This is a genomic window from Aquaspirillum serpens DSM 68, assembly GCF_000420525.1.
Classification (GTDB): domain Bacteria; phylum Pseudomonadota; class Gammaproteobacteria; order Burkholderiales; family Aquaspirillaceae; genus Aquaspirillum; species Aquaspirillum serpens.
In genome coordinates this window covers 1-21797 of record NZ_ATVC01000023.1, presented here as the reverse complement: position 1 = coordinate 21797, position 21797 = coordinate 1, and the positions used below count along the sequence as shown (strand labels likewise).

General features: G+C 50.1%; 20 protein-coding genes. 11 read left to right on the top strand and 9 right to left on the bottom strand.

The genetic code is table 11. The annotated features are described in order from the left end of the window. The first annotated feature begins 168 nt into the window (after window positions 1-168). The 3 genes from G465_RS0106210 (at window position 169) to G465_RS13770 (ending at window position 5326) form a co-directional block, all read left to right on the top strand. Window positions 169-2307, top strand: a complete 2139-nt coding sequence (locus G465_RS0106210; protein WP_022653615.1) for a methyl-accepting chemotaxis protein — start codon at window positions 169-171, stop codon at window positions 2305-2307. 54 nt (window positions 2308-2361) lie between these two features. Then, the gene (gene fic, locus G465_RS0106205; RefSeq protein ID WP_022653614.1) at window positions 2362-2967 is read left to right on the top strand and encodes a protein adenylyltransferase Fic; all 606 of its coding nucleotides are present in this window, start codon (window positions 2362-2364) and stop codon (window positions 2965-2967) included. 238 nt (window positions 2968-3205) lie between these two features. Beyond that, a complete protein-coding gene (locus G465_RS13770; protein ID WP_022653613.1) occupies window positions 3206-5326 on the top strand; it encodes a site-specific recombinase in 2121 nt (706 codons plus the stop codon). Here G465_RS13770 and G465_RS0106195 read toward each other — a convergent pair. The 3 genes from G465_RS0106195 to G465_RS0106185 form a co-directional block, all read right to left on the bottom strand. Beyond that, a complete protein-coding gene (locus tag G465_RS0106195; protein ID WP_022653612.1) occupies window positions 5323-6768 on the bottom strand; it encodes a methyl-accepting chemotaxis protein in 1446 nt (481 codons plus the stop codon). The two genes, G465_RS13770 and G465_RS0106195, sit on opposite strands and share 4 nt — an antisense overlap. Beyond that, window positions 6765-7310, bottom strand: a complete 546-nt coding sequence (locus G465_RS0106190) for a PAS domain-containing protein (RefSeq protein WP_022653611.1) — start codon at window positions 7308-7310, stop codon at window positions 6765-6767. Before G465_RS0106190 ends, G465_RS0106195 begins: the two co-directional genes overlap by 4 nt. 109 nt (window positions 7311-7419) lie before the next feature. Further along, on the bottom strand, window positions 7420-7962 hold the full coding sequence (locus G465_RS0106185) for a PAS domain-containing protein (protein WP_022653610.1): 543 nt from the start codon (window positions 7960-7962) through the stop codon (window positions 7420-7422). 157 nt (window positions 7963-8119) lie between these two features. Here G465_RS0106185 and G465_RS0106180 point away from each other — a divergent pair, with 157 nt between their 5' ends. From G465_RS0106180 to hemL, 3 genes are read left to right on the top strand one after another with little or no spacing between them, the layout of a single operon-like run. Further along, window positions 8120-8536, top strand: a complete 417-nt coding sequence (locus G465_RS0106180) for a CopD family protein (protein WP_022653609.1) — start codon at window positions 8120-8122, stop codon at window positions 8534-8536. A gap of 15 nt (window positions 8537-8551) precedes the next feature. Continuing rightward, window positions 8552-9028 (top strand): CYTH domain-containing protein, encoded by a 477-nt coding sequence (locus G465_RS0106175; RefSeq protein ID WP_022653608.1) that lies wholly within the window; start codon window positions 8552-8554, stop codon window positions 9026-9028. Window positions 9029-9078: 50 nt separating this feature from the next. Then, complete coding sequence (gene hemL, locus G465_RS0106170) at window positions 9079-10356, top strand: glutamate-1-semialdehyde 2,1-aminomutase (RefSeq protein WP_022653607.1); 1278 nt, start codon at window positions 9079-9081, stop codon at window positions 10354-10356. A gap of 91 nt (window positions 10357-10447) precedes the next feature. Here hemL and G465_RS15035 read toward each other — a convergent pair whose 3' ends face one another. Continuing rightward, window positions 10448-12379 (bottom strand): methyl-accepting chemotaxis protein, encoded by a 1932-nt coding sequence (locus G465_RS15035; RefSeq protein ID WP_022653606.1) that lies wholly within the window; start codon window positions 12377-12379, stop codon window positions 10448-10450. A gap of 184 nt (window positions 12380-12563) precedes the next feature. Here G465_RS15035 and G465_RS0106160 point away from each other — a divergent pair, with 184 nt between their 5' ends. Then, the gene (locus G465_RS0106160; RefSeq protein ID WP_022653605.1) at window positions 12564-13334 is read left to right on the top strand and encodes a sulfite exporter TauE/SafE family protein; all 771 of its coding nucleotides are present in this window, start codon (window positions 12564-12566) and stop codon (window positions 13332-13334) included. Here G465_RS0106160 and G465_RS0106155 read toward each other — a convergent pair. Beyond that, window positions 13331-13579 carry a hypothetical protein gene (locus tag G465_RS0106155; protein WP_022653604.1) on the bottom strand — a complete coding sequence of 83 codons (249 nt, stop codon included), beginning with the start codon at window positions 13577-13579 and terminating at the stop codon, window positions 13331-13333. The two genes, G465_RS0106160 and G465_RS0106155, sit on opposite strands and share 4 nt — an antisense overlap. A 325-nt stretch (window positions 13580-13904) precedes the next feature. On the opposite strand from G465_RS0106155, the gene G465_RS15750 reads away from it, so the two are divergent. Further along, complete coding sequence (locus G465_RS15750; RefSeq protein ID WP_022653603.1) at window positions 13905-14069, top strand: hypothetical protein; 165 nt, start codon at window positions 13905-13907, stop codon at window positions 14067-14069. A gap of 54 nt (window positions 14070-14123) precedes the next feature. Here the strand turns inward: G465_RS15750 and G465_RS13760 are convergent, their stop codons facing one another. After that, window positions 14124-15350: an EAL domain-containing protein gene (locus G465_RS13760; protein WP_022653602.1), complete on the bottom strand. Its 1227-nt coding sequence runs from the start codon at window positions 15348-15350 to the stop codon at window positions 14124-14126. Between the two features lie 79 nt (window positions 15351-15429). Further along, a complete protein-coding gene (gene polA, locus G465_RS0106140; RefSeq protein WP_022653601.1) occupies window positions 15430-18204 on the bottom strand; it encodes a DNA polymerase I in 2775 nt (924 codons plus the stop codon). A gap of 38 nt (window positions 18205-18242) precedes the next feature. On the opposite strand from polA, the gene G465_RS0106135 reads away from it, so the two are divergent. The 3 genes from G465_RS0106135 to G465_RS15030 all read left to right on the top strand — a co-directional run bounded on the left by G465_RS0106135 (window position 18243) and on the right by G465_RS15030 (window position 20582). Beyond that, window positions 18243-18971, top strand: coding sequence for an LOG family protein (locus G465_RS0106135; RefSeq protein WP_022653600.1), 729 nt, complete (start codon window positions 18243-18245; stop codon window positions 18969-18971). Window positions 18972-19075: 104 nt separating this feature from the next. Beyond that, window positions 19076-19492: an RNA polymerase-binding protein DksA gene (gene dksA, locus G465_RS0106130; protein ID WP_022653599.1), complete on the top strand. Its 417-nt coding sequence runs from the start codon at window positions 19076-19078 to the stop codon at window positions 19490-19492. Window positions 19493-19580: 88 nt separating this feature from the next. Continuing rightward, complete coding sequence (locus G465_RS15030; protein WP_155846507.1) at window positions 19581-20582, top strand: GGDEF domain-containing protein; 1002 nt, start codon at window positions 19581-19583, stop codon at window positions 20580-20582. Here G465_RS15030 and G465_RS13750 read toward each other — a convergent pair. Both G465_RS13750 and G465_RS15385 read right to left on the bottom strand, forming a co-directional pair. Continuing rightward, window positions 20579-21529, bottom strand: coding sequence for a sensor domain-containing diguanylate cyclase (locus tag G465_RS13750; protein ID WP_022653597.1), 951 nt, complete (start codon window positions 21527-21529; stop codon window positions 20579-20581). The genes G465_RS15030 and G465_RS13750 overlap by 4 nt on opposite strands. Continuing rightward, on the bottom strand, window positions 21517-21797 hold a 281-nt coding region (locus G465_RS15385; RefSeq protein ID WP_155846506.1), incomplete at its 5' end, for a zinc ribbon domain-containing protein. The genes G465_RS13750 and G465_RS15385, both read right to left, overlap by 13 nt.

Genomic DNA, 21797 nt, shown 5'->3' with positions numbered 1-21797 from the left:
CACCGTTAAAAATTAGAAAAGGGAACAAACAGCATAAAACACTGTTTGCTCCTTTTTTTATTAAGAAAAATGTCGCGTTGCGGCATGTTAGTTGCTTAAAATGTCGCATTTACAACAAAAGCCTGTCGCATTCATACAATAACAATAGGCCATTTGGGGATACGCCTTATGCAACTTCATAGCCACTCTATGCCGCTGAGTGACAGCGAACGTCGCTGGCTGCCTTGGTTCGGTAAAAGCGGCAAGCTTGCCATGCGCTGGTCTTGTTTGCTCAACCGCCACCGTTACGAAGGTTTGGAGCAAGTCTTTACTGGGATTGCTCAAACCCGTGTCAATTTGTTGAAACAGTGGACAGAACAACAATGGAGCCACCTCAACGCCTTAGCACAACCGTGTTTAGGGCGGTGGCCACAGCTCGACCATCAAACACTGGCGCGGCGCTTGCAGCTGGCTGAAGATTTTTCCGAACTGTTTATTCTTGATTTGGCGGGTGAGGTTTTAGCCTCTAGCCACGCTGCCCGTATTGGTGTCAGTGATACCCCAGCCAAAGTATTAGCGCATATCCAGCAACAACGCTTGTTACATGGTCCATATGCCGACCCTTGGACAGAAAAACTCGGCCCCTCTAGCTCAAAGTTTCATGATGACATGACGCTGATGTTTTATTTGCCGTTAATCAAAGACCAACAGACGGTAGCAATTTTGTGTGGTCGGGTGCCGAATGATGTGATTAGCGACCTGATTCAACGTGAAGCCGGCCATATTTTTCACGACTCGGGTGATAACTATTTGTTTATGGCGAAATCGGTATTTGATCCTGCCATCAAACCCGGCACTGCACTTTCTCGCTCACGCTTTGAAGATAACACTTTTACATTAGGCGACAACTTAAAAGACGGTGTTCGCACCCCTTATGGGACGGTGAAGGTTCAAAAACGCACCGAATTAGAGCTGATTTTCAACGACCCCGCCACCGGCCAGTTACATCCGGGCGTGCGCGAAACCATCCGCCGTGGCGAAAACCTATTTGTCACCTATCCCGGCTATGCCGACTATCGCCATATTCCGGTGATTGGTCGTGGTATGACCTTTCAATTACCTGGCTCACCTGACACATGGGGCCTAATGTGTGAAGCCGATTTAGAAGAGGTCTATCGCAATCGCCCGGTGGCCTATCGGCTGATGAAATTTTATCTGGCGTGCAGCTTAGTCGCCGGTGGTGTAGCGAGTTCAACCAGTTATGCACTGGATTTACCGCACTGGGTTGGTGCGTTATTGACTTTATTTTTGCACTTTTTTGGTGCATTTCTATTCTACCAATTGGGTGCACGCCACTTATCACGCCGCTTGCGTGAGAGTATTCGCATGATTCGCAACCTTGCCGAAGGCGGCGGCGACCTGCGGCAACGTCTGGCACAACAAGCACACAAACCCGATGAAATTTCCACCATGACGCAATGGCTAAATAGCTTTATTGATCAGTTGGAAAGTATTGTGCGGCGGATTGTGCAATCTTCACACGAAATTGCCGCCGCCAATCGCCAAGCCGAAGTGGCACAAAGCGAAACTCGTTCGACGGGTTTACACATCCTAGAAGAAACGGCGGCGATGTTGGATTCTTTGGGTCAACAGCGTAACCAAATCGACACCGCCAGCGCCCACGCCGCCCAAGTGCAACAACAGTTAGAACAGCTCACTCATCATGCCGCAGGGCAGGTAGAGATGATTCGTTCCCGTTCACAGGGAATTCAAGAGTCAGTGGGTACCTCGGCCCACACCCTGCAACAGTTGGCACAAAGCACCACCGAAATTGGTCGGATTGTCGCCGTGATCAGCGAAATTGCCGATCAAACCAATCTGCTGGCGCTGAATGCGGCGATTGAAGCGGCACGAGCAGGCGAAAGTGGGCGGGGGTTTGCAGTGGTGGCGGATGAAGTGCGTAAACTGGCAGAACGAACTTCGGGGGCAACGCATGAAATTCGTCAGATGATCGACAATATTCAACAACAGGCACAAGGCGCGGTCAGCAGTATGGAAACCGGCATGAGCGATATGGAAGAAGGCTTAAAACTCGCCGCCAGTGCCGCCAGCGAAAACGGTGACGCCCATCGTTTGGTGGGGGAGTTGTTGCAAGCGATTAAACAAATTGCCGACAGCAGCCACGCACACGATCAGCATGTACGCCATGTGGCAGAAACGGCAGAAAATATCGAAGCAGTCATCTTACAAAGCGAACAAAGCGCACAACAAACCCGCGTCGCGTCTAATCGCATGGAAAATCTGCTGACACAATTTAAAGTGAATTAAACGAGTCTGTAAAGACAATGCTACCATCGTGGCAACAGTTGAAGGAAAGACGCGATGATTCTGGAAAACAAGCTCAACATCACCGATCAAATCGAGTTAGCCAAAGCTGAAGAAAAGATCAGCAAGCAAAAAGCCAAACAGCTGTTTGACTCGGGAGATATTCATCAGGTTGAGGTGGGCAAATTCGCCGGACTCTCCTTTATCCATGCCTATTTATTTGGGGAGATTTACCCCTTCGCTGGACAAATCCGTGACGTGAATATCGCCAAAGGTAATTTCCGTTTCGCCCCAGTCATGTATCTGGAAGCCTCTCTCAAGCATATCGATGCCATGCCGCAGGGCAACTTTGAGCAAATCATCGAAAAATATGTGGAAATGAACGTGGCTCACCCCTTCCGTGAAGGCAATGGCCGCGCCACTCGAATATGGCTCGATTTGATGCTGAAAAAGGAAATTAGGCAGGTAGTGGACTGGAACCAAGTGGATAAAGAAGAATACCTCTCTGCCATGCAGCGCAGCCCGATCAAAGACCTTGAAATCAAAGTGCTATTGAAACAAGCCCTGACCGACAACATCGACGACCGTGCCCTGTTTATGAAGGGCATTGATGTGAGCTACTACTACGAAGGCTATAGCGAATTCAAAACAGAGGAGTTGTAAATCCTCTTGCGCGCTTATAGCAAGTTCGTCCCTTTTTTCGCCCTAAATCATTAAATAAATCATGTAAACAGTAGTTTTATTTACAAACAGTGCTATCTGTGCGACAGAAACATAATCAGGATATGTCAATACAATTTAATCTTGCTCAAAGATAATAGGCGTATTCTCTACTTGCACTGCAACATCAGTTGCTGCACTCTAAGCCATCAGCTTTCTTACATACGGTGATGTGCGAACTATGACAAAACTTTCTCTTGAAGCGGCATTGGCACGCTTTGGTGACGCACAGCAAGACCCGATTATTGCGCTCATCGATTTAGGCACTAGCCTACGGCCACGACGGCCCGATGACGGCGAGGAAGCCACTCGCAATTTGCAGGCACTTTGCCACATGCTGCATACCCATGCCGATCTGCGCCGTCATCTACGCAGTACGCTTTACCAATTAGTGGGCGAACGCAAAGCGATTTCCCTCTATGTCGATACTGGCGTGTTTCCGGGAACCGGCTTTTTTACCGAAAGTGGCCGCCGTATTTCACGGACTTTGCTGCCGGATGTGCCCAACACCGATTATCTTAAAGACATTATTGGCATGGTGTTCCACCAAGCCAGCGATGCGTTATGGCTAGGTCTTGTCTCGGATGCGGTGTGGCTTGATGTCATTCGTGCCTTACATCTTGAAGAAGAAAAATATTCACAGCGCCCGCTGCAACAGCTACTCGAAGCGCTGCGCGTGGTGTCGTACCGTATTTCGGCGATTGGTTTAGAGCCAGAGCTCGTGCGAATTGAGCCAAAAATAGAGGAGTTTGAGTCTCCTTTTTTAGCGCAAAACGTCGAAACCGTCGCCTATCTCGACCACTACCACGATCCAGAGCAACCGATTGATGATAAACATCTTTTAGTGTTACTCGATCAATGTCGTGGCATTGTTGAAAAAATTCGCAATCGGGCAGGGCGCGAAGGCACTAGCCTATCACTGACTTTTCACCTGCGCCGCTTAGGGCAGTTACTCGACCGCGCCCAAGTCTTGCTCAATATCGTAGAAACCTTGCGCGATGAAAAAGACTTTCAGGCCACTGCGCCGCATATCATCCACCTGTGGAAAACCCTAGTTCGCGCTGAATGTCGTAAAAATCACTTGCGCCATTATTGGCGACAAAATATTGAATTACTCGCTAGACGGGTGACAGATAACGCCAGCCGCACCGGTGAGCACTACATCACCGAAACCCGCAAAGATTACTTTAGCCTGCTACGGTCTGCGATGTTAGGGGGCTTTATTATTGCCTTTATGGCGATGATCAAATTAGAAGTCAGCAAGGCCCATTTGCCGCCATTAAGCGAAGCCCTGCTGTTTTGTTTGAACTACGGCTTGGGGTTTGTGCTGATTCATATTCTCCACGGGACAGTGGCCACCAAACAGCCAGCCATGACCGCCAACACCATCGCCGCCACCCTCAGCGAGGGCCAAGGACGATTGCGTGATATGCAAAAACTGGCGGTCCTGATTGCGCGCCTCAGCCGCAGCCAACTCGCCGCTATCATTGGCAACGTCGGCCTTGCCGTGCCAATGGCCATGTTGATTGGCTTGCTGATCTATGGCACCACGGGTCAGCACATGATCTCGGTCGATAAAGCCCACCATCTGCTGCAAGATGTCCACCCTTGGCAATCGGGCGCGGTGTTTTATGCGGCAGTGGCGGGGGTCTGTTTGTTCCTGTCTGGTTTGGTCGCTGGTTATTACGACAATGCCGCCGCCTATAACCGCATCCCAGAACGGTTATTACAACTGAAATGGCCAAGGAAAATTTTTGGCGAGTCGCGCATGTACCGTGTAGCGGAGTACGTTCGCAACAACCTCGGTGCCCTAGCAGGGAATTTTTCGTTTGGCTTTATGTTAGGGGGCGTGACTGCGTTCGGGGTGTTATTCGGCCTGCCGGTGGATATTCGCCATATCGCTTTTTCTTCTGCTTATTTGGGCTATTCCGCAGTGGCATTAGATTTTCATTTTGCCTTCGGATTGATGGCATGGGCAGCACTCGGGGTGGCGTTGGTCGGCTTGGTCAACTTAACCATGAGCTTTTCCTTGGCGCTGTTTGTAGCCTTGCGCGCACGCGGCGTGAACACGACACAACAAGGGCTGTTGTTTGGCAGCCTATGGCGTCACTTCCGCCATCACACGCGTGAGTTTTTCTTTCCACCAAAAAAACCAGCAGCGGCAGCAGCAGTGACAACAGCACCCGATTTAAGCGATCAAGTGCCACTGCCTGATGTTGTGCTACCCGAAGCATTAACACTGGCGGCGGACACACCACCCCCTGAAAAAGCAGAAAAACAGGAAGAAAACATCGCCAATTAGCGTTGTGTGCCTTGTCTTTCTTTAGCCAGCGAGTCGAGGCCTGCTAACAGTACCTCACTCGCGCCCTCTGCCACATTCATCGCTTGTAAGATGGTTTGTTCTTCTTGATCGGCCAAATGACTCAACGCCAGCTGCACCTGTTGTTGCACCGCGCTATATTTGTCGTGCAGCAGTTTGAAAGTGCTTAAATCACCAAAGCGGGCCTGTCCATCACTGCTATACCATGCTTGGAATCGGCCTTGGCCAATTGGGTCTTGCTGGGGATTGCCTTCACCCGAAAGCAGGTGATAGGCCTCTTGTTTTGAGACGATGTGATCGACTTTTAGCAAAGACGTAATCGATTTATCTTGTACCAAACTGACGCGGCGGATAACCTCGGATGAAGTGTCAGCCAGACGGACAAAACGATGGCGGAATTCGTCAACCGAGGTTCGCACTTCCTCGGCCACCGAACCTGCATTCCCCGCCCGTTGCAGCATATCTTCAATGCGTGACGACAGGCGGCCCAAAATAGCCTGCACCTGATCGGCTGTTTCTTTACTGCGGGTGGCGAGTTTTTTCACTTCATCTGCCACCACCGCAAATCCGCGCCCCGATTCCCCCGCCCGTGCTGCCTCAATCGCGGCATTGAGCGACAATAAATTGGTCTGTTCGGCAATGGCAGAGATGGCTTGTAATGATTCGCCAATATGTTGCCATTCGCGGTTTAAATCTTCTGCTGCAGTATTCACTGAGGTCACACTACCGGCGATAGTGTCGAGATGGCGGCCAATGGCATCGGCGGTTTGTTGGCTTTTGCTGGCGCTGGCAGCATTCTCTTGTGCAATCTCTGCCACCACCGAGATTTCATCACTGATAATTTGTAAATCGTGTTGATTCGAGGCAAGGTTGCTGCGGAGATGTTCGGTGTTGAGATTATGCAGTTTTGACGATAAGCGATTTTGCCGCACAAAGCGGTCGTTATCGGCCATCGCTTGAATTGCCTCGTCAATTTTGCCGAGCGACTCAGCAAACATCCCGGGCAAGCCTGCGGCCAATGGCCGGCGTTGGAAATCATGTTCACTAACACGGCGAAAACAAGTGTTAATTTCTTTGAAGTAGGTCTCCACCAAATCTAAAAAATCATTCATTTCCCACGCCACGAGCCCAACTTCACCCAAATGGCGGGTACGAGTGGCGCGGTGGTGCAATTCACCTTGCCGCGCGTGGTGAATTTGCTCGCGCATAATATCCAATACTTTCAACGCGCGTTGACTGTTGAGATGGATATAAAAACTGATTGCAATCGACAGAAAAGGAATCAGCCACAGCAGATTGTGCATATCAGGAAAAAAGTGCACCAAAGTCAGCCCAAACACCATAATCAGGTTAAAGCTAACCAAAATGAGCTTAATCCATGTACGCAAAAACGGCATGTGTAAGCGCGAGTGGGGATGCGTCATCGCTGTTTTGTTCCTTGGTGAGCGAGGTGTAAAGACAAGATAAAGCCTTCGTAGCTGGTGTAGCCTTGCTGCCGCACATAATTTAACAACCAACTCATCGCCGCGTCTGGGCCTTGTTGTTTGCCATGCTGTTGCTCAATTGTTCGCATTTTTTGATAAATCTCGCTCATGGTCACAATTTCGGCACGACTGGCTTGGCGACGTACAGAATAATACCCCTGTATCTGCCGATTTTTAGCGTAGTCTGGCGTTATATTTGCGAAGACCCAATAGTAGTTATGACATGCAGTATAGTTTTTAATAACACCAAAAAATTCATGTCCTTGGGTTAGCGTTTTCCACATTAAACGGAACACGCCACGCGGCATATCAGGATGGCGCACGATATTGTGTGCTTCGCCTAATAACCGTTCTTCTGGATATTGCGAAACCGTCATAAACATACGGTTAGCGTAGGTAATATGTCCCTTGGTGTTGGTTTTAGTGATGATTAAATCGTGAGCGGACAACAGCACTTCTTGGCTAGATGAGTGGGCAGACATGAGGTTGACAGAGCAGACAGTTCACAAAGGATGTAATCATACCTTGATCTGCTTTGTGCTATGTCAAAATAATGAAACATTTATTTAGTCAATTTCTTATGATTTTTGTTTATTTGATAATATCTTTATTTAAAGACATGACAAAATCTTCGTAATTACTCGCACCACTCATTCTGACCTGATCTAATAGCCAAGCAACAGAAGCATCCGGCCCTTCGGTCTTGCTTAGTTTGGCTTCGATCTGGCGCATTTGTTGATAAATCGGTTCTAAAGCAGCGATAGCAGCGCGTGAGGCAGGACGGCGCACCGAGTAGAAACCAGCCAACTGACCTGCGTTATTAAAATCGGGGGTGATGTTTGCCAACACCCAATAGTATTGCTTGCGATTAGAGGTGTAATTTTTCACCACACCGAAAAACTCTTGCCGCTTTTGTAAGGTCTTCCACATCAGACGAAATACACCGCGAGGCATATCGGGATGGCGGATGAGGTTGTGTGGTTTGTTCAACACTTCATGTTCTTGAAAATCAGCGATTTCCATGAAAGTCCGGTTAGCATAGGTAATCTGCCCTTTCAGATCAGTTTTGGTCACAATCATTTGATCTAGTGATAACAGAATCTCTTTTTCATGGCGAGAAGACACAGAGAACATCGACAATTTTCCTTTCTCGACGGCGAGAGCCATAAAAAATAAGGGCACAGGCTAGAAAAGATAATCCGCATGTGATTTGATCGAGGTCATATTTTTGTTATTGCTAAACTTTTTTCATTTATTGTTCAGCACCCAACCCACTTTATAAGGAGAGATCTTGAGCTACCCCGTTGTAAAAGCGTTACATATTTGTTTCGTGATCGCTTGGTTTGCTGGTTTGTTTTATCTACCAAGGCTGTTTGTGAATTTGGCGATGGCTGACACCCAAGCCGAACGCGACCGTTTGACCTTGATGTCACACAAGCTCTACCGCTTTATGACCCCATTAGGGGCATTGGCTGTGGTGTTTGGTTTGTGGCTATGGTTCGGGTTTGGCTTTCAGGGCGGATGGTTACACGCCAAAACGACACTGGTTGCTGCCCTCATCGGCTATCACTTCTATTGCGGCCATCTGTTAAAAACCTTCCGCAACGGCCAAAACCGCCGCAGCCATGTTTGGTACCGTTTCTTTAACGAGGGGCCCGTCTTGGTAATGTTTGCCGTGGTCTTTTTAGTGGTTCTCAAACCTTTCTAACCCAAAGAGCAGACGATGGCTTTAGAAATTGAACGGCGCTATGTCGTCAAAAATACCGATTGGCAAACCGCAGTCACCGGTCAACAACGTATCCGGCAAGGTTTTTTGGCGGTCAGTGTCGAAAAAGTGGTGCGGGTTCGCATCAGCGGTGACCAAGCATGGTTAACGGTCAAAGGCATGGTCAGCGCCAGCACACGGCGCGAATTTGAGTATGCGATTCCGCACAGCGACGCAAATGAAATGTTGGACCACCTCTGTCCGCAAGTGATGGAAAAAACCCGTTACCATGTCATGGTCGATGGCAAACACTGGGAAGTGGATGTATTCGAGGGGGTCAATGCTGGTTTGGTGTTAGCAGAAATCGAGTTGACCAGCGAGACAGAGACCTTTGCCCTACCCTCGTGGCTGGGCCATGAGGTGACAGAGGATGGTCGTTATACCAATGCCTATCTGTCACAACATCCCTACACCAGTTGGACGCTACACCCTTAATTGTCTTTGCTGCTGTCTGGCAGCCCCGTTTTTAAAGGTTTGACTTAAATATGAGCCGTAATGCCGAGTTATTTGAACGTGCTAAATTATCCATCCCCGGTGGTGTCAATTCCCCAGTACGCGCTTTTGGCAGCGTCGGAGGCACCCCCCGCTTTGTGCAACGGGCACAAGGTGCGTACTTTTGGGATGCAGATGATAAAAAATTTATCGATTACATCGGCTCGTGGGGGCCAGCCATTCTCGGCCATGCCCATCCTGAAGTGATTGCGGCGGTTCAAGCTGCGGCAGCCAATGGGCTGTCCTATGGCGCGCCAACAGAAGGTGAGATTGAAATTGCGGAGATGATTCGGCAACTCGTCCCTTCAATGGAACAAGTGCGTTTGGTTAGCTCCGGCACCGAAGCCACCATGACCGCGATTCGTCTGGCACGCGGTTTTACTGGTCGCGACAAGATCATCAAATTCGAGGGATGCTATCACGGGCATTCGGATAGCTTATTGGTCAAAGCCGGCTCAGGTTTGCTCACCTTTGGCAATCCGTCTTCCGCCGGCGTCCCAGCCGACTTTACCCGTCATACCCTCGTGCTGGACTACAACAACGTCAGTCAGTTGGAACAGACTTTTGCCGAATTGGGCGATGAAATTGCGTGTGTGATTCTGGAGCCTTTTGCCGGCAATATGAATCTGATTCGCCCCAGCGAAGCTTTTGTTCATGCGCTGCGGAGTCTGACCGAGAAACACGGTGCAGTGTTGATTTATGATGAAGTGATGACGGGGTTCCGTGTCGCACTCGGCGGTGCCCAATCACTACACGGCATCAAACCAGACTTGACCACCCTCGGCAAGGTGGTGGGTGGTGGAATGCCGATGGCGGTGTTTGGCGGTCGTGCTGACATCATGGCCAAAATCGCCCCACTGGGTGGGGTCTATCAAGCGGGCACCTTGTCGGGCAACCCACTGGCCGTGGCCGCTGGCGTCACTACCCTACGCCTTATCAGCCGCCCGGGTTTCCACGAAGAATTAACTCGCCGCAGCGAAACTTTAGTTAAAGGGGTACAAGCAGCAGCCAACGCCGCAGGGCTACCGTTTAGCAGCGATTGGGTCGGCGGTATGTTTGGCTTCTACTTTGCACCAGAAGTCCCCAATAGTTACGCCACCGTTACCGCCTGCAACAACGACGCCTTTAAACGCTTCTTCCATGCCATGTTAGATGAAGGCATCTATCTCGCACCTTCGGCCTATGAAGCGGGCTTTGTGTCTATCGCACACAGCGATGAGGATATTCAAGCCACCATCACCGCCGCCGAACGTGCTTTTGCACGCTTATAAGTTGTTGATAGAGAAAGCTCTTGGCCTCGGGCTCAACCCCGAGGCTTTGCACTGGGTCAAGTGAATGTTGGGTTACCCAACATTCATTGACTTATGGCAAGCGCAGACCTGCTAATTGTTGCTCCATCTGATTGGCCTGCTGGTTAATTTCCTCAGCCACAGTTTGGGTCTGCTCCACCGCCTGTGCATTATATGCCGCCACCTCGGCAATCCCAGTCATCGCCTCACCAAGGCTATGCGTCGCCCGCGCTTGTTCTTGCGTGGCCAAGCTAATTTGCTGCATTTCTTGCGTAACACGCTCCACTCGTTGCCGAATATCTTGCAAGGCAGTGCTTGCTTGTGTGGCACTCTGTTGGCCACGATCCACCTGTCCCAAACTCTGTTCCATCTCTTTGACCACAGAATCGGTCGAGCCTTGAATCTCTAACACCATGCCACTGATTTCTTCCGTGGCAATAATGGTTTTCTCTGCCAATTTACGCACTTCATCCGCCACCACCGCAAACCCACGCCCAGTTTCCCCTGCGCGCGCCGCTTCAATCGCTGCATTCAACGCTAATAAGTTGGTTTGATCGGCAATGTCTTTAATCGTTTGCACAATATTTTCCACACGATCCGTCGAAGCATTGAGATGCGTCACTTTTTTAGCCGCCGATTGCACACTTTGGGCAATACCAATCATATCTTGGCAGGTGATTGACACCACTTGCACCCCTTCTTCCACTGTCTGACGGGTGGCCAGCGATTCTTGCTGTGCCAAGGCAGCACTCCGTGCCACTTCTTCAATACTACGGCTAATCTGTTCGACGGCTGCCGCCGTTGCCGAGACATTACGACTTTGTTCCTGTGTCCCTTGATTGATTTCCCGCGCTTGCTGGCTTAGCGTATCGGCAGCCACATGCAGCTGTTGCGAGGCGTGGCGCACCTGCGCAAAAGTCGTCGCCGTCTGTTGCACCATATTCTGAGCCGACTGCGACACTAACCCGATTTCATCATTGCGCTCGGTGTGAAATTGGATAGTAAAATCGCCTTCAGCCAGTTTCCTCATCCGCTTGGCAATGCCTTGTGTCGGTTTCACCATCGCTTTGCGTACCAAGAACAACACACCTGTGCCCATGGTAACCAGCGACAGCAATAACAACACCAGAAATAACCAGCCCATCTGCTGGGCATGTTCCATTTTTGCTTGTAAGCGCACTTGAGGTTCGGCTAACACATGCCACCCCAACTGCTTACCGCCGATATCCTTCAACGGCAACGCCACCACATACCAATCTGGGGTGTTTAATACCCCTTGGGCAAATAAGGTCGCCAAATCCAAACTGCGAGCAAAAGCCTGTGTTTCATCGCTGTAGTGTTTGGTAACCGTCAATTTCCATGCACCCACGCTGTCGCCCTGTGGGGCCAGATCGGGATTAACCAAGGCGACATAGCGACGCCCTTCTTTTTCAAAATCGCGGCTGATACTGCCTACGCCCTGAATAAACTCCAACATCCCAATAAAGCGTTGGTCGGGATCATGAATGGCGGCAATACTACGCAACCACACCCCTTCTTTACCCGCTTCAAACCCCACGATGGGCTTTTGATCGGCTTTAATTTGTTGCCGACTGGCCTGCGCTGCATTCGAGTCACCTACGCCTTTGTCCGTCCAACTGCGTGCCAAGCTATTTAACTCTGCATCAATCAGATGTAAGCGGATGCCTTTATAGTTGGTTTCTTTCTTAATGTTTTCGCTTACCCCAGCCAAAGTGGTTTTAGCAAAAGCAGGGTCCCCACTCATCAACGCTGTCACGATATCAGGCCGTACGGCCAAGGCTGCTGCATTGGTCAATCCCACATCTAACTTGCTATCGAGACGATTTTGCAACGTATCACGCAAGGTCTGGTTCACTGCATCCTGCTCATGCAACGACAGCTTGCCACTCATTTGCCACACAAACATCCCGGCAACCAATGCCACCATGATGCCAACACTGACAATGACCATTAGTAACCGAAATTGCAGCGACGACGTATTCATTTCACCTCCTTGTCGGATATTAATCCATATAAAAACAAACCTTTACATTGTAACTTCCAAAAAAACTATTTGCCATAAAAATAAATTATCAGTAATTCAGTATTTTTTATATTTCTTGATCTTTTTTCGTTCTCTAGTTAGGCTAAATCTCTAGTTAGGCTAAATCGCTTTTTTGGATCACATCATGTGGGAAGAAATCGTCTTTTTAGGCGTGATGGCGTTTGCGGCGGGGTTGATCGACTCGGCTGTCGGCGGTGGTGGGTTGATTCAAATTCCAGCCCTGTTCAATGCCTTGCCACAGACACCAGTGGCAACCCTGTTTGGCACCAATAAATTTTCGTCGATCTTTGGTACGGCCTCAGCCGCCTTATCGTTTATGCGACGGGTGCGTATTCCGTGGGGCTTGGTGCTACCAGCAGCATTTTTTGCTTTTATCTTTTCTTTTGCTGGCGCAGCAGCGGTCAGTTTGATTCCAAAGCAGGTCATGAAACCGGCGGTATTGGTGTTATTAATCGCGATGGCGATTTATACGCTATGGAAAAAAGACTTTGGCAAACTGCACAAACCGACTGAGATTGGGCAACGAGAGCGCTGGTTGGCAGCAGTGATAGGTGGGGCAATTGGATTTTATGATGGGATTTTTGGCCCTGGCACGGGCAGCTTCTTAATTTTCTTATTTATCCGCTTTTTTGCTTTTGATTTTTTACACGCCTCAGCAGCAGCCAAATTTGTCAATTTCTCAACCAATTTGGCCGCACTGAGCTTTTTTGTGCCGAGCGGTCATCTTTTGCTTCACTTTGCCGTGCCGATGGCTGTGTGTAATGTTGCCGGCAGCTTAGTGGGGACACGATTAGCCATGCGTGGCGGTGCGGGTTTGGTACGCGTCTTGTTTTTGGTTTTGCTGACCGTATTGATTGGTAAGTTTTCATGGGATTTGTGGCAACAAGTGCATTAAATCCCACCACCGCGCAATCCCATATAGGCCATCCAAATTGCTGTATCAAAACGCGAAGTCAGCGAGGGAGGTTGGCCCGGGATGCGAACCAAAAAGGATTCGGGACGACGTGAAGAAGCCGATTTAAATGGGAAAATACTGCCCTCAATCTCTACCCGCTTACCAGAGACCTCAACCGTCCAAAAATCCCACGCATGTCGGCGCACCGACACATGCTTATAGAGCTCTTGTAATCCGCCTTCCATAGTGTTTTCTTGCAGTGCGACAAAAACTGTCGCGCTGTCGGTTCCTTGTGCAAAAAGCGAACGGAGATTATACGAAGATTCAGCAACTTTGCGATTAAAGTCGCCGTTTTTTGGTAATGATTTTTATCATGATGATTCCAAAAAACTTTTTGGCATAAAACCAAAGCATAAAAGACTGTAGCCATAGATTAAAACAATCAGCTTAGGAAAATCATCCAGAAAATTTTATTAAAAATCAGTGACTCATCTGCTATTTCTGCCCTAGCACTTTGCCAATAAAATGCTATGATTTGTGCAGTGCAACAAAGTTAAGGAGATCTTTCTCATGAGCGAATCACAAAACGACGATCTGAAACTCGCTGCAAGCGCAGCACAAGATGACAACACAGCGGTGCAAGGCTTTCCTTACACCATGGAAGAATGCTTACAAGACAGCATGAACCGTGCGCTAGAAAGTTTGGAATCGGCCGATGATATCGGCGTGCACTAAACGGTTGTCACCACGACAGCAAACGCCTCTTGCTCATCCAAGAGGCGTTTTGTTTTAGCGCAACACCTCGCCTAAGGCATCAGGATCATGCCAACGCAAGTCGGCACACAACACTTGATAACAATCACCCATATCAATCGCCATAGAAAGCGTGATACATGGCGTAGGTTCGGTCATCGACAAATAGGGGCTGGTACATTGCACTTGCCCGGGTTGTCGCATCGCTTGGCGAAAATAGGTACGGCGCGACCACAGGGCATCGCGGGTATTGGCGAGAGGCGAGAAACGCTGTTGTCGCTGTAGGCAATGCACCACATCATCAGGCTCTAAGTTATCGCCCAACTGCCGCCCCGCATCATCCAACACAAAACAGCGCAACACATCTGGCTGAGCTAATAGAGGAATCGCCGCTTGGGCTAAGGCTTGGCCACTGGCTAAGCGAGAGGCGGTTAAACGAAACGCCCGAATACTGGTATTTTGCAGATGCAGTGCAGCATCATGCCGCCGCTGTTCACGAGAGGCATGGTCTTGCCACAATAAATCCAGTCGAGGGGTAATCAGCTGATCGTTGGGGGGATCGGCAGCAGGCCGCGCAAACCAAAACCCTTGCACAAAATCACACTGAGATTCCAAGGCCAATAAGCCTTCCGCTTCGGTTTCAACCCCTTCAGTCAACACCAACGCACCAACTTCGTGCAAGAGCGCCACTAAACGGGGCAAGACGGCCCTTGCGCGGGCTTGATGGGCGGCATCACGCACCAAAAGCCGATCTAGCTTGACGATATCCGGTGCCAAACGCCACAGGCGGTCTAGGTTGGAGTGGCCAGCGCCAAAATCATCCACCGCAATCAAACACCCTAACTCACGAAACCCCTGAATGGCATGTGCCAAATCATCGATGTTATCAATCGCATGTTCAAGAATCTCTAACACCACTTGATGCGGTGCAACACCATGCTGTTGTAACAACTCGGCAAAGCGGCTAGGGCCATCATCGGCCAACAAAAAACCTTCTAAGTCAGCGTTTAAGAACAACCATGTTTGTGCTGGCTGCATCTGACTGAAGTGGGCCAAATGCAGGCCACGGGCACAAGCACCCAATTGTGCCCTTTCTAGCGCGGGTCGTTGCGGATCGAATAACACCACCGGCGGCACCATCGTGCCGTCGGGGTACGAAGCTCGCAACAATCCTTCCATGCCAATGGTTCGACGATGAGCCAAGCTATAAATCGGCTGAAAGTAGGAGTGATAACGTAAGCTGGAGGAATGAAGAGAGTTCACGATCAATATCACGCCAAATAAAAGAGAGCATCGACTATCACAGCACAAGACGTGCCAAATGCAAAATTAATACCCAATTTTAATGGGCAGCCCCCCAACTTGGCCCATATCCCACCTCGGCCAGCAATGGCACGCGCAAGGTCGCCACTGCTGCCATGTCTTGAGGTAACCACGCTAACACAGCGTCTTTTTCCGCCTCGGGCACCTGTAACACCAATTCATCATGCACTTGCATCATCAATATCGTGTGTTCAGACAAATCGACCAAACCAAGCGGTGGCGGCCCTAACCGTTTGGCCACCCGAATCATCGCCATTTTGATTAAATCAGCTGCCGTGCCTTGCATCGGGGCGTTAATTGCCGCGCGTTCAGCGGCTTGGCGTTTCATCGGGTTGCGGTCGTTAATATCGGGTAGCAGTAAACGGCGGCCAAACACGGTTTCGACATAACCTTGTTCACGGGCCAGCTGGCGCGTGTCTTCCATATAGCGCGCCACACCAGGGTAGCGTTGGAAATAACGATCAATAAATTGTTGGGCAGCACTGCGTTCAATTTCTAACGCCTTGGCCAAACCAAACACAGTCATGCCGTAAATCAGGCCGAAGTTAATGGTTTTTGCGTAACGCCGCTGCTCGGGGCTGACCTCATCCAACGGTATTTCAAAAATTTCAGCGGCTGTTGCACGATGAATATCTAACCCTTGCTGAAACGCCTGTAGCAGGCCTTCATCCTGCGATAAATGCGCCATAATCCGCAGCTCAATCTGCGAATAATCCGCTGAGACAATCACCGTCCCCGCTGGTGCAACAAACGCTTTTCGGATGGCTCGCCCTTCTTCACTGCGGATGGGGATGTTTTGTAAATTTGGCTCTGAACTGGACAAGCGACCCGTGATGGTGCCAGTTTGCGAGTAGTGGGTATGCACCCGCTGTGTTTGTAGAGAAATTGCGTTTGGTAATTTATCGGTGTAAGTCGATTTCAGTTTTGCCAAACCACGGTAATCCAACAACTGTTGAGCAATCGGATACGTCGTCGCTAATTTCTCTAGCGTTTCTTCATTGGTGGAAATACCCGTGGTGGTTTTTTTCAGGCCCTTACTTGGAATCTGTAGGCGGTCGAATAAAATCTCACTGACCTGTTTTGGTGAATTGAGATTAAACGGCTGGCCAGCCATCGCATGAACCTGTTGTTCAAGCAGTAACAAGCGCTGTCCTAATACCATACTTTGATCTTGCAGAATTTTAGGATCAACCGATACCCCGACCTCTTCCATGTCAGTCAAAATCTCAGCCACCGGTAACTCAATGTCACGATACACACGCTCAGCCTCGGGTGTCAGCAAAGGACGCATCGCGTGCAGCAAACGCAGCGTAATATCCGCGTCTTCTGCTGCATAGCGCGTGGCGGTGTCTAAATCGACATCGGCAAAACTGATTTGCTTGGCCCCTTTGCCGCAAATTTCCTCAAAGGTCAGGGTGTCATAGTTGAGATAGCGCTTTGCCAGCGCATCCATATTGTGTGCAACATGGCTTTGCAAGACATAACTCAACAACATGGTGTCTTCGGCCACCCCTTGCAGACGAATCTGATAACGCGCCAAGACATGGCGATCAAATTTGAGATTTTGGCCAACTTTCTTGGCGTCAGGGTTTTCTAACCACGGCTTCAGGCGTTGTAACACCCAGTCCCGATCTAACTGTTGTGCCACCCCGGGGCCACGATGCGCTAAAGGAAGATATGCCGCTTCATAGGGTGCAACCGCAAAACTGATGCCCACCAACTCCGCCTCCAGCGGATCAAGCCGATCCGTTTCCGTATCAAAACTCACGTATTCGGCTTCTTCAATCCGCGCCAGCCATGATTCGAATGCGTCTTGCGTCAACAGCGTGTGATAACAGGCGCTGGGTAACACCGCTGCTGTAGACGTAGGCGACACCATCGGTTCTGGTGTGGTGGCGACAGGCGCGTTTTCTGCCGGTGTTTCAGCGGATACTCGGCTATATTCTTGTAGCCATGCTTTGAAACCAAGTTGGCGACACAGGGTTTGCAGTACAGATAATTGCGGAGGTTGACGTTCAACCGCCGCCAAACCCGTCGGCAACAGCGTACTCAAATCCAGATCTCGCTTTACCGTGACCAATTCACGCGACAGCGGCAGATGAGGCAAAGCCTCACGGGCATAGTCACCAATTTTCCCTTTAATCGCCCCGCGTTCAATCGCCGCCACCACCCCTTCTAATGAACCAAACTCTGCCAGCCATTTCGCGGCGGTTTTCTCACCGCACTTATGCACGCCCGGGATGTTGTCGGAGGTATCCCCCGTCAGCGTTAAGAAATCGACCATTTTTTCAGGTGCCACACCAAATTTCTCAACCACTGCCGCTTGATCGAACCATTGTTCTGACATCGAGTTATACAACCGTGTTTTTGCACTGACCAATTGCGCAAGGTCTTTATCACCGGTACAAACAATGGTGTCCCAACCGAGGGCCTCAGCTTGTGTCACCAAAGTTGCAATCACATCATCCGCTTCGACACCAGCCATTTGTAATAACGGCCATCCCAATGCTTCGACAGCCTGATGTACCAAGGGAATTTGTTGCGCCAGATCGTCAGCCATCGGCCCGCGTTGAGCCTTGTAGTCGGGGTATAAGTCATGGCGGAAGGTCTTGCCTTTCGCATCGAAGACACAAATTGCAGCTTCATAGCGTAATTCGCGCTCTAACCGCCGCAACATATTCATTACGCCATACACCGCCCCAGTCGGTACCCCATCGGGCGCACGCAGGTTTGGCATGGCATGGAAAGCGCGATACAAATAGGAAGAGCCATCGACTAATAACAAAGTTTTCATTGGTTTGGATGTGCTTAAAAAAGAGAAAAGGAAAGACGATGAGCCTCGCCCATAAAGTCCCTGCGGTATCAGATCGTTATGCCAATATGGAACAGTTCCGTGCTCGAGAAGCCTGGCATGTCTTAAAGGTGATGGCAGAATTTGTCGAGTCGGCAGAAGAATTACAATCGGTATTACCGGCGGTCAGTATCTTTGGCAGCGCCCGCACACCACCCGACCATGCTTATTATAAGCTGGCAGAATCGATTGCCAGACGCTTGTCAGATTCGGGGTTTGCCGTCATCTCAGGCGGAGGCCCTGGTTTAATGGAAGCCGCCAGCAAAGGGGCATTTCACGGCAAAAGTCCCTCGGTTGGCTTAAATATCGTCTTGCCGCATGAACAAAAACCCAATCCCTACCAAGACATCAGTTTGAAATTCAGCCACTTTTTCTCGCGGAAAGTGATGTTTGTCAAACATTCCGTCGCTTATGTGGTGATGCCGGGGGGATTTGGAACTTTGGACGAGCTATTTGAGTCTTTGACCCTGATTCAAACCGGTAAAGTCCGCAAGATGCCGATTTTGTTGGTTGGCAGCAGTTTTTGGCGGGGACTAGTACAATGGTTTCAAGAACATTTGGTGAACGAGGGCATGATTTCACCACAAGATCTCGATTTGGTGTATATCACCGACTCACCACAAGACATTGTGGAACGGATTTTCCACCATTACGAAACACGGGGTTTTGATCCTTTGCCACAGGAACAAGACCAGTTACTGAATCTTTAAGCCAAGCAGCACACGACTGTCGGCAGAGCGAATCTTCATTGCTACGAGGCACAAGCTCTAGTAACCTTCGTGCCCGTTTGCTTATCATCTTGCAGGAGACGCGCATGGCCAAGCTGACTGAACAAGACATCCTCAACTGGAATGGCCCAGAAGAGGACTATATGAATAACGACCATCTGGAGTTTTTCCGCGAACGCCTGCTCACGATGCAGCGCGAGTTGCTGAGCAACGCCACCGCCACCACCAGCCATCTACAAGAACAAGAAGCCACCCCCGATCCCGCCGACCGGGCCACGCTCGAAGAGGAATACGCGCTGGAATTGCGTACCCGCGATCGTGAACGCAAGTTGTTGCAAAAGATTGAATCAACCTTGCGCAAAATCGATGAAAAAAACTATGGCTACTGTGATGATACCGGCGAACCCATCGGCCTACGCCGTTTGTTAGCCCGCCCCACTGCCTCGCTTTCTGTCGATGCACAAGAACGCCGCGAGTGGATGAAAAAACAGTATGCCGACTAGGTCTGGTCTTTGCTTGTGGTTTGCACCCGATGGCAGCTGCTATCGGGTTTTTTCGTCCTGAGCCTGTTCTTCTTTTGGATTGTGAAGCGTGAACGATCTTTCTGCTAGTGATGTGATGCCTGCCTCAGCGCTGATGAAGCATGTGGCAGAACTGACCTCGCGCCGTGAGCGCCATGAGTTAGAGCATTCGCTGCTCGATCTCATCGTTGGCTTTCTCAACACCACCTCAGCCGAGGTGTTTAGCGTGCGTGAAACACAAGGCCAGTGGGAGATCAAAAACCTCTACCGTCATAACAACCAACATCTCCTTGAACTGCACCCTGATAGTCAGTGGGGTCTTCCATCGGAACAGCAACAACAAGCACTCTTTGCCGCCCAACAGAGCAGCGACATGCTGCCTTGGCACGATGGCAAGCTATGGCTACCGGTACATCAGTTTGGCGATATTGTTGAGTTAATCGAGATGCCTTGCCAACGCCCCCTGCAGCCGGAACAGGCGGCTTTTCTGTTGGGGGTATTGCGGATCCATGCCAACTATTTGCAGCTGTTATACGAAGCGGAACGCGATATGTTGACTGGCCTCCTCAATCGGCGCAAATTCGACACTCGCTTATACGAGCTATTAGCCAATCGCGATGGCGAGTATGTTTTAGCCTTGATTGATATCGACCATTTCAAGCCAATTAACGACAATTATGGTCATATCGTCGGTGATGAAGTGTTGTTGTTAACCGCCGGTTTGTTATTGCGTCATATCGGGCAACAAGGCCAAGTGTATCGTTATGGCGGGGAAGAGTTTGCCGTTTTACTGCAACAAAACACCACCCAAGCCCAACAAACACTCGAAATCTTGCGCCAACAGATTGCACAACATGATTTCCCGCAGGTAGGGCATTTAACCATCAGTATTGGGTTTGTTGAAATTAACCAACAGGGTTTACCCGCCCATGTGGTTGAAGAAGCGGATAAAGCGCTGTACTACGCCAAGGAACATGGCCGCAATGCGGTGTATGGCTACCATGAGTTATTGTTGCAAGGCTTAATCAGCCAACACGACAGCAACGATGGCGGCGAGATTGAACTGTTTTAGTCGGTTGTGGCACCGATAGCGGTAAACAGCTGCACACTATCACGGCCACTGTTTTTTGCCTGATACATTGCGTGATCGGCATGTTGTGTCAGTTCGATTTCATTTTCCCCATGATCGGGGAACACCGCCACACCAATACTGCTTGAGATATGCAAGGTGTGGGTTTCGATATGGAAAGCACTGCTTAATGCTTGGCGGATTTTCTCGCCAACATGGACACAATCCGCCGCTTGTTGCACGCCATGTAATAACACCACAAATTCATCCCCACCAAGCCGTGCTACGGTATCCGCCTCGCGCACACACTCACCAATTCGCTTTGCCACCAACTGCAACAAGGCATCGCCTACAGCATGACCCAGCACGTCGTTCACTGGCTTAAAGCGATCAAGATCGAGAAACAACAGCCCCAACTTGCTCTTTTCGCGCCGCGCCACCGCCATCGCACGCTGTAAGCACTCCGAGAACAAAGCACGGTTAGCCAGTCCCGTTAAAGAATCATGTTGTGCCATGTGTCGAATCTGTGCCTCAGCCGCTTTGCGCTCGCTGATGTCGCGGGTTACCCCATGCAATTCGACTTCACCCGTTTCTTCATTCAGCCAATAGCGCGTAATCACTTCCGTCCACACCAAACGGTCATCGGCACAGGGCTGCAACACCTCGTTGATAAAAAAATTGTCTGGGCCAATTTCACCGGCCAACAATGCCTCACGCCGTTCGTGAATCAACGCACGGAGATAACCGCGCTCTGCTGGAGGTAAGGCAGCATCTAACGGTTGTTGCATCACTTCTTCTGGGGAAAGGCCACGCAATTGGTACACCGAGGGACTGACATAGGTAAAACGCAAGGTTTGTGTGTTTAACGTCCACACCACATCTTTCATGGTTTCGTTGACATCCTCCCCGGCCTGAAGGCCGGAGATTCCTACGGCGCTCAGACACGGCATTGAGCCGCACCTGAGTCGCTTCGGTGGGTTCCTGCTGCTGGCGGCATTGCTGCACCGCTCACTTCACAGGCGAACCGGGCGTGTCCCGCCCTTAGAACATTGATCGCGCCGACCACATCGGCGTTTTCCTCGAAACTACACTCGACACAGACAAAGCGGGCTTGTGTTTGCCGGTTGTCTGCGCTGACGTGACCGCAGCACGGACAAGTGCGGCTGGTGTTCTGCGGTGGCACGACAACCAGCCAGCCGCCGTTCCAGACCAGCTTGT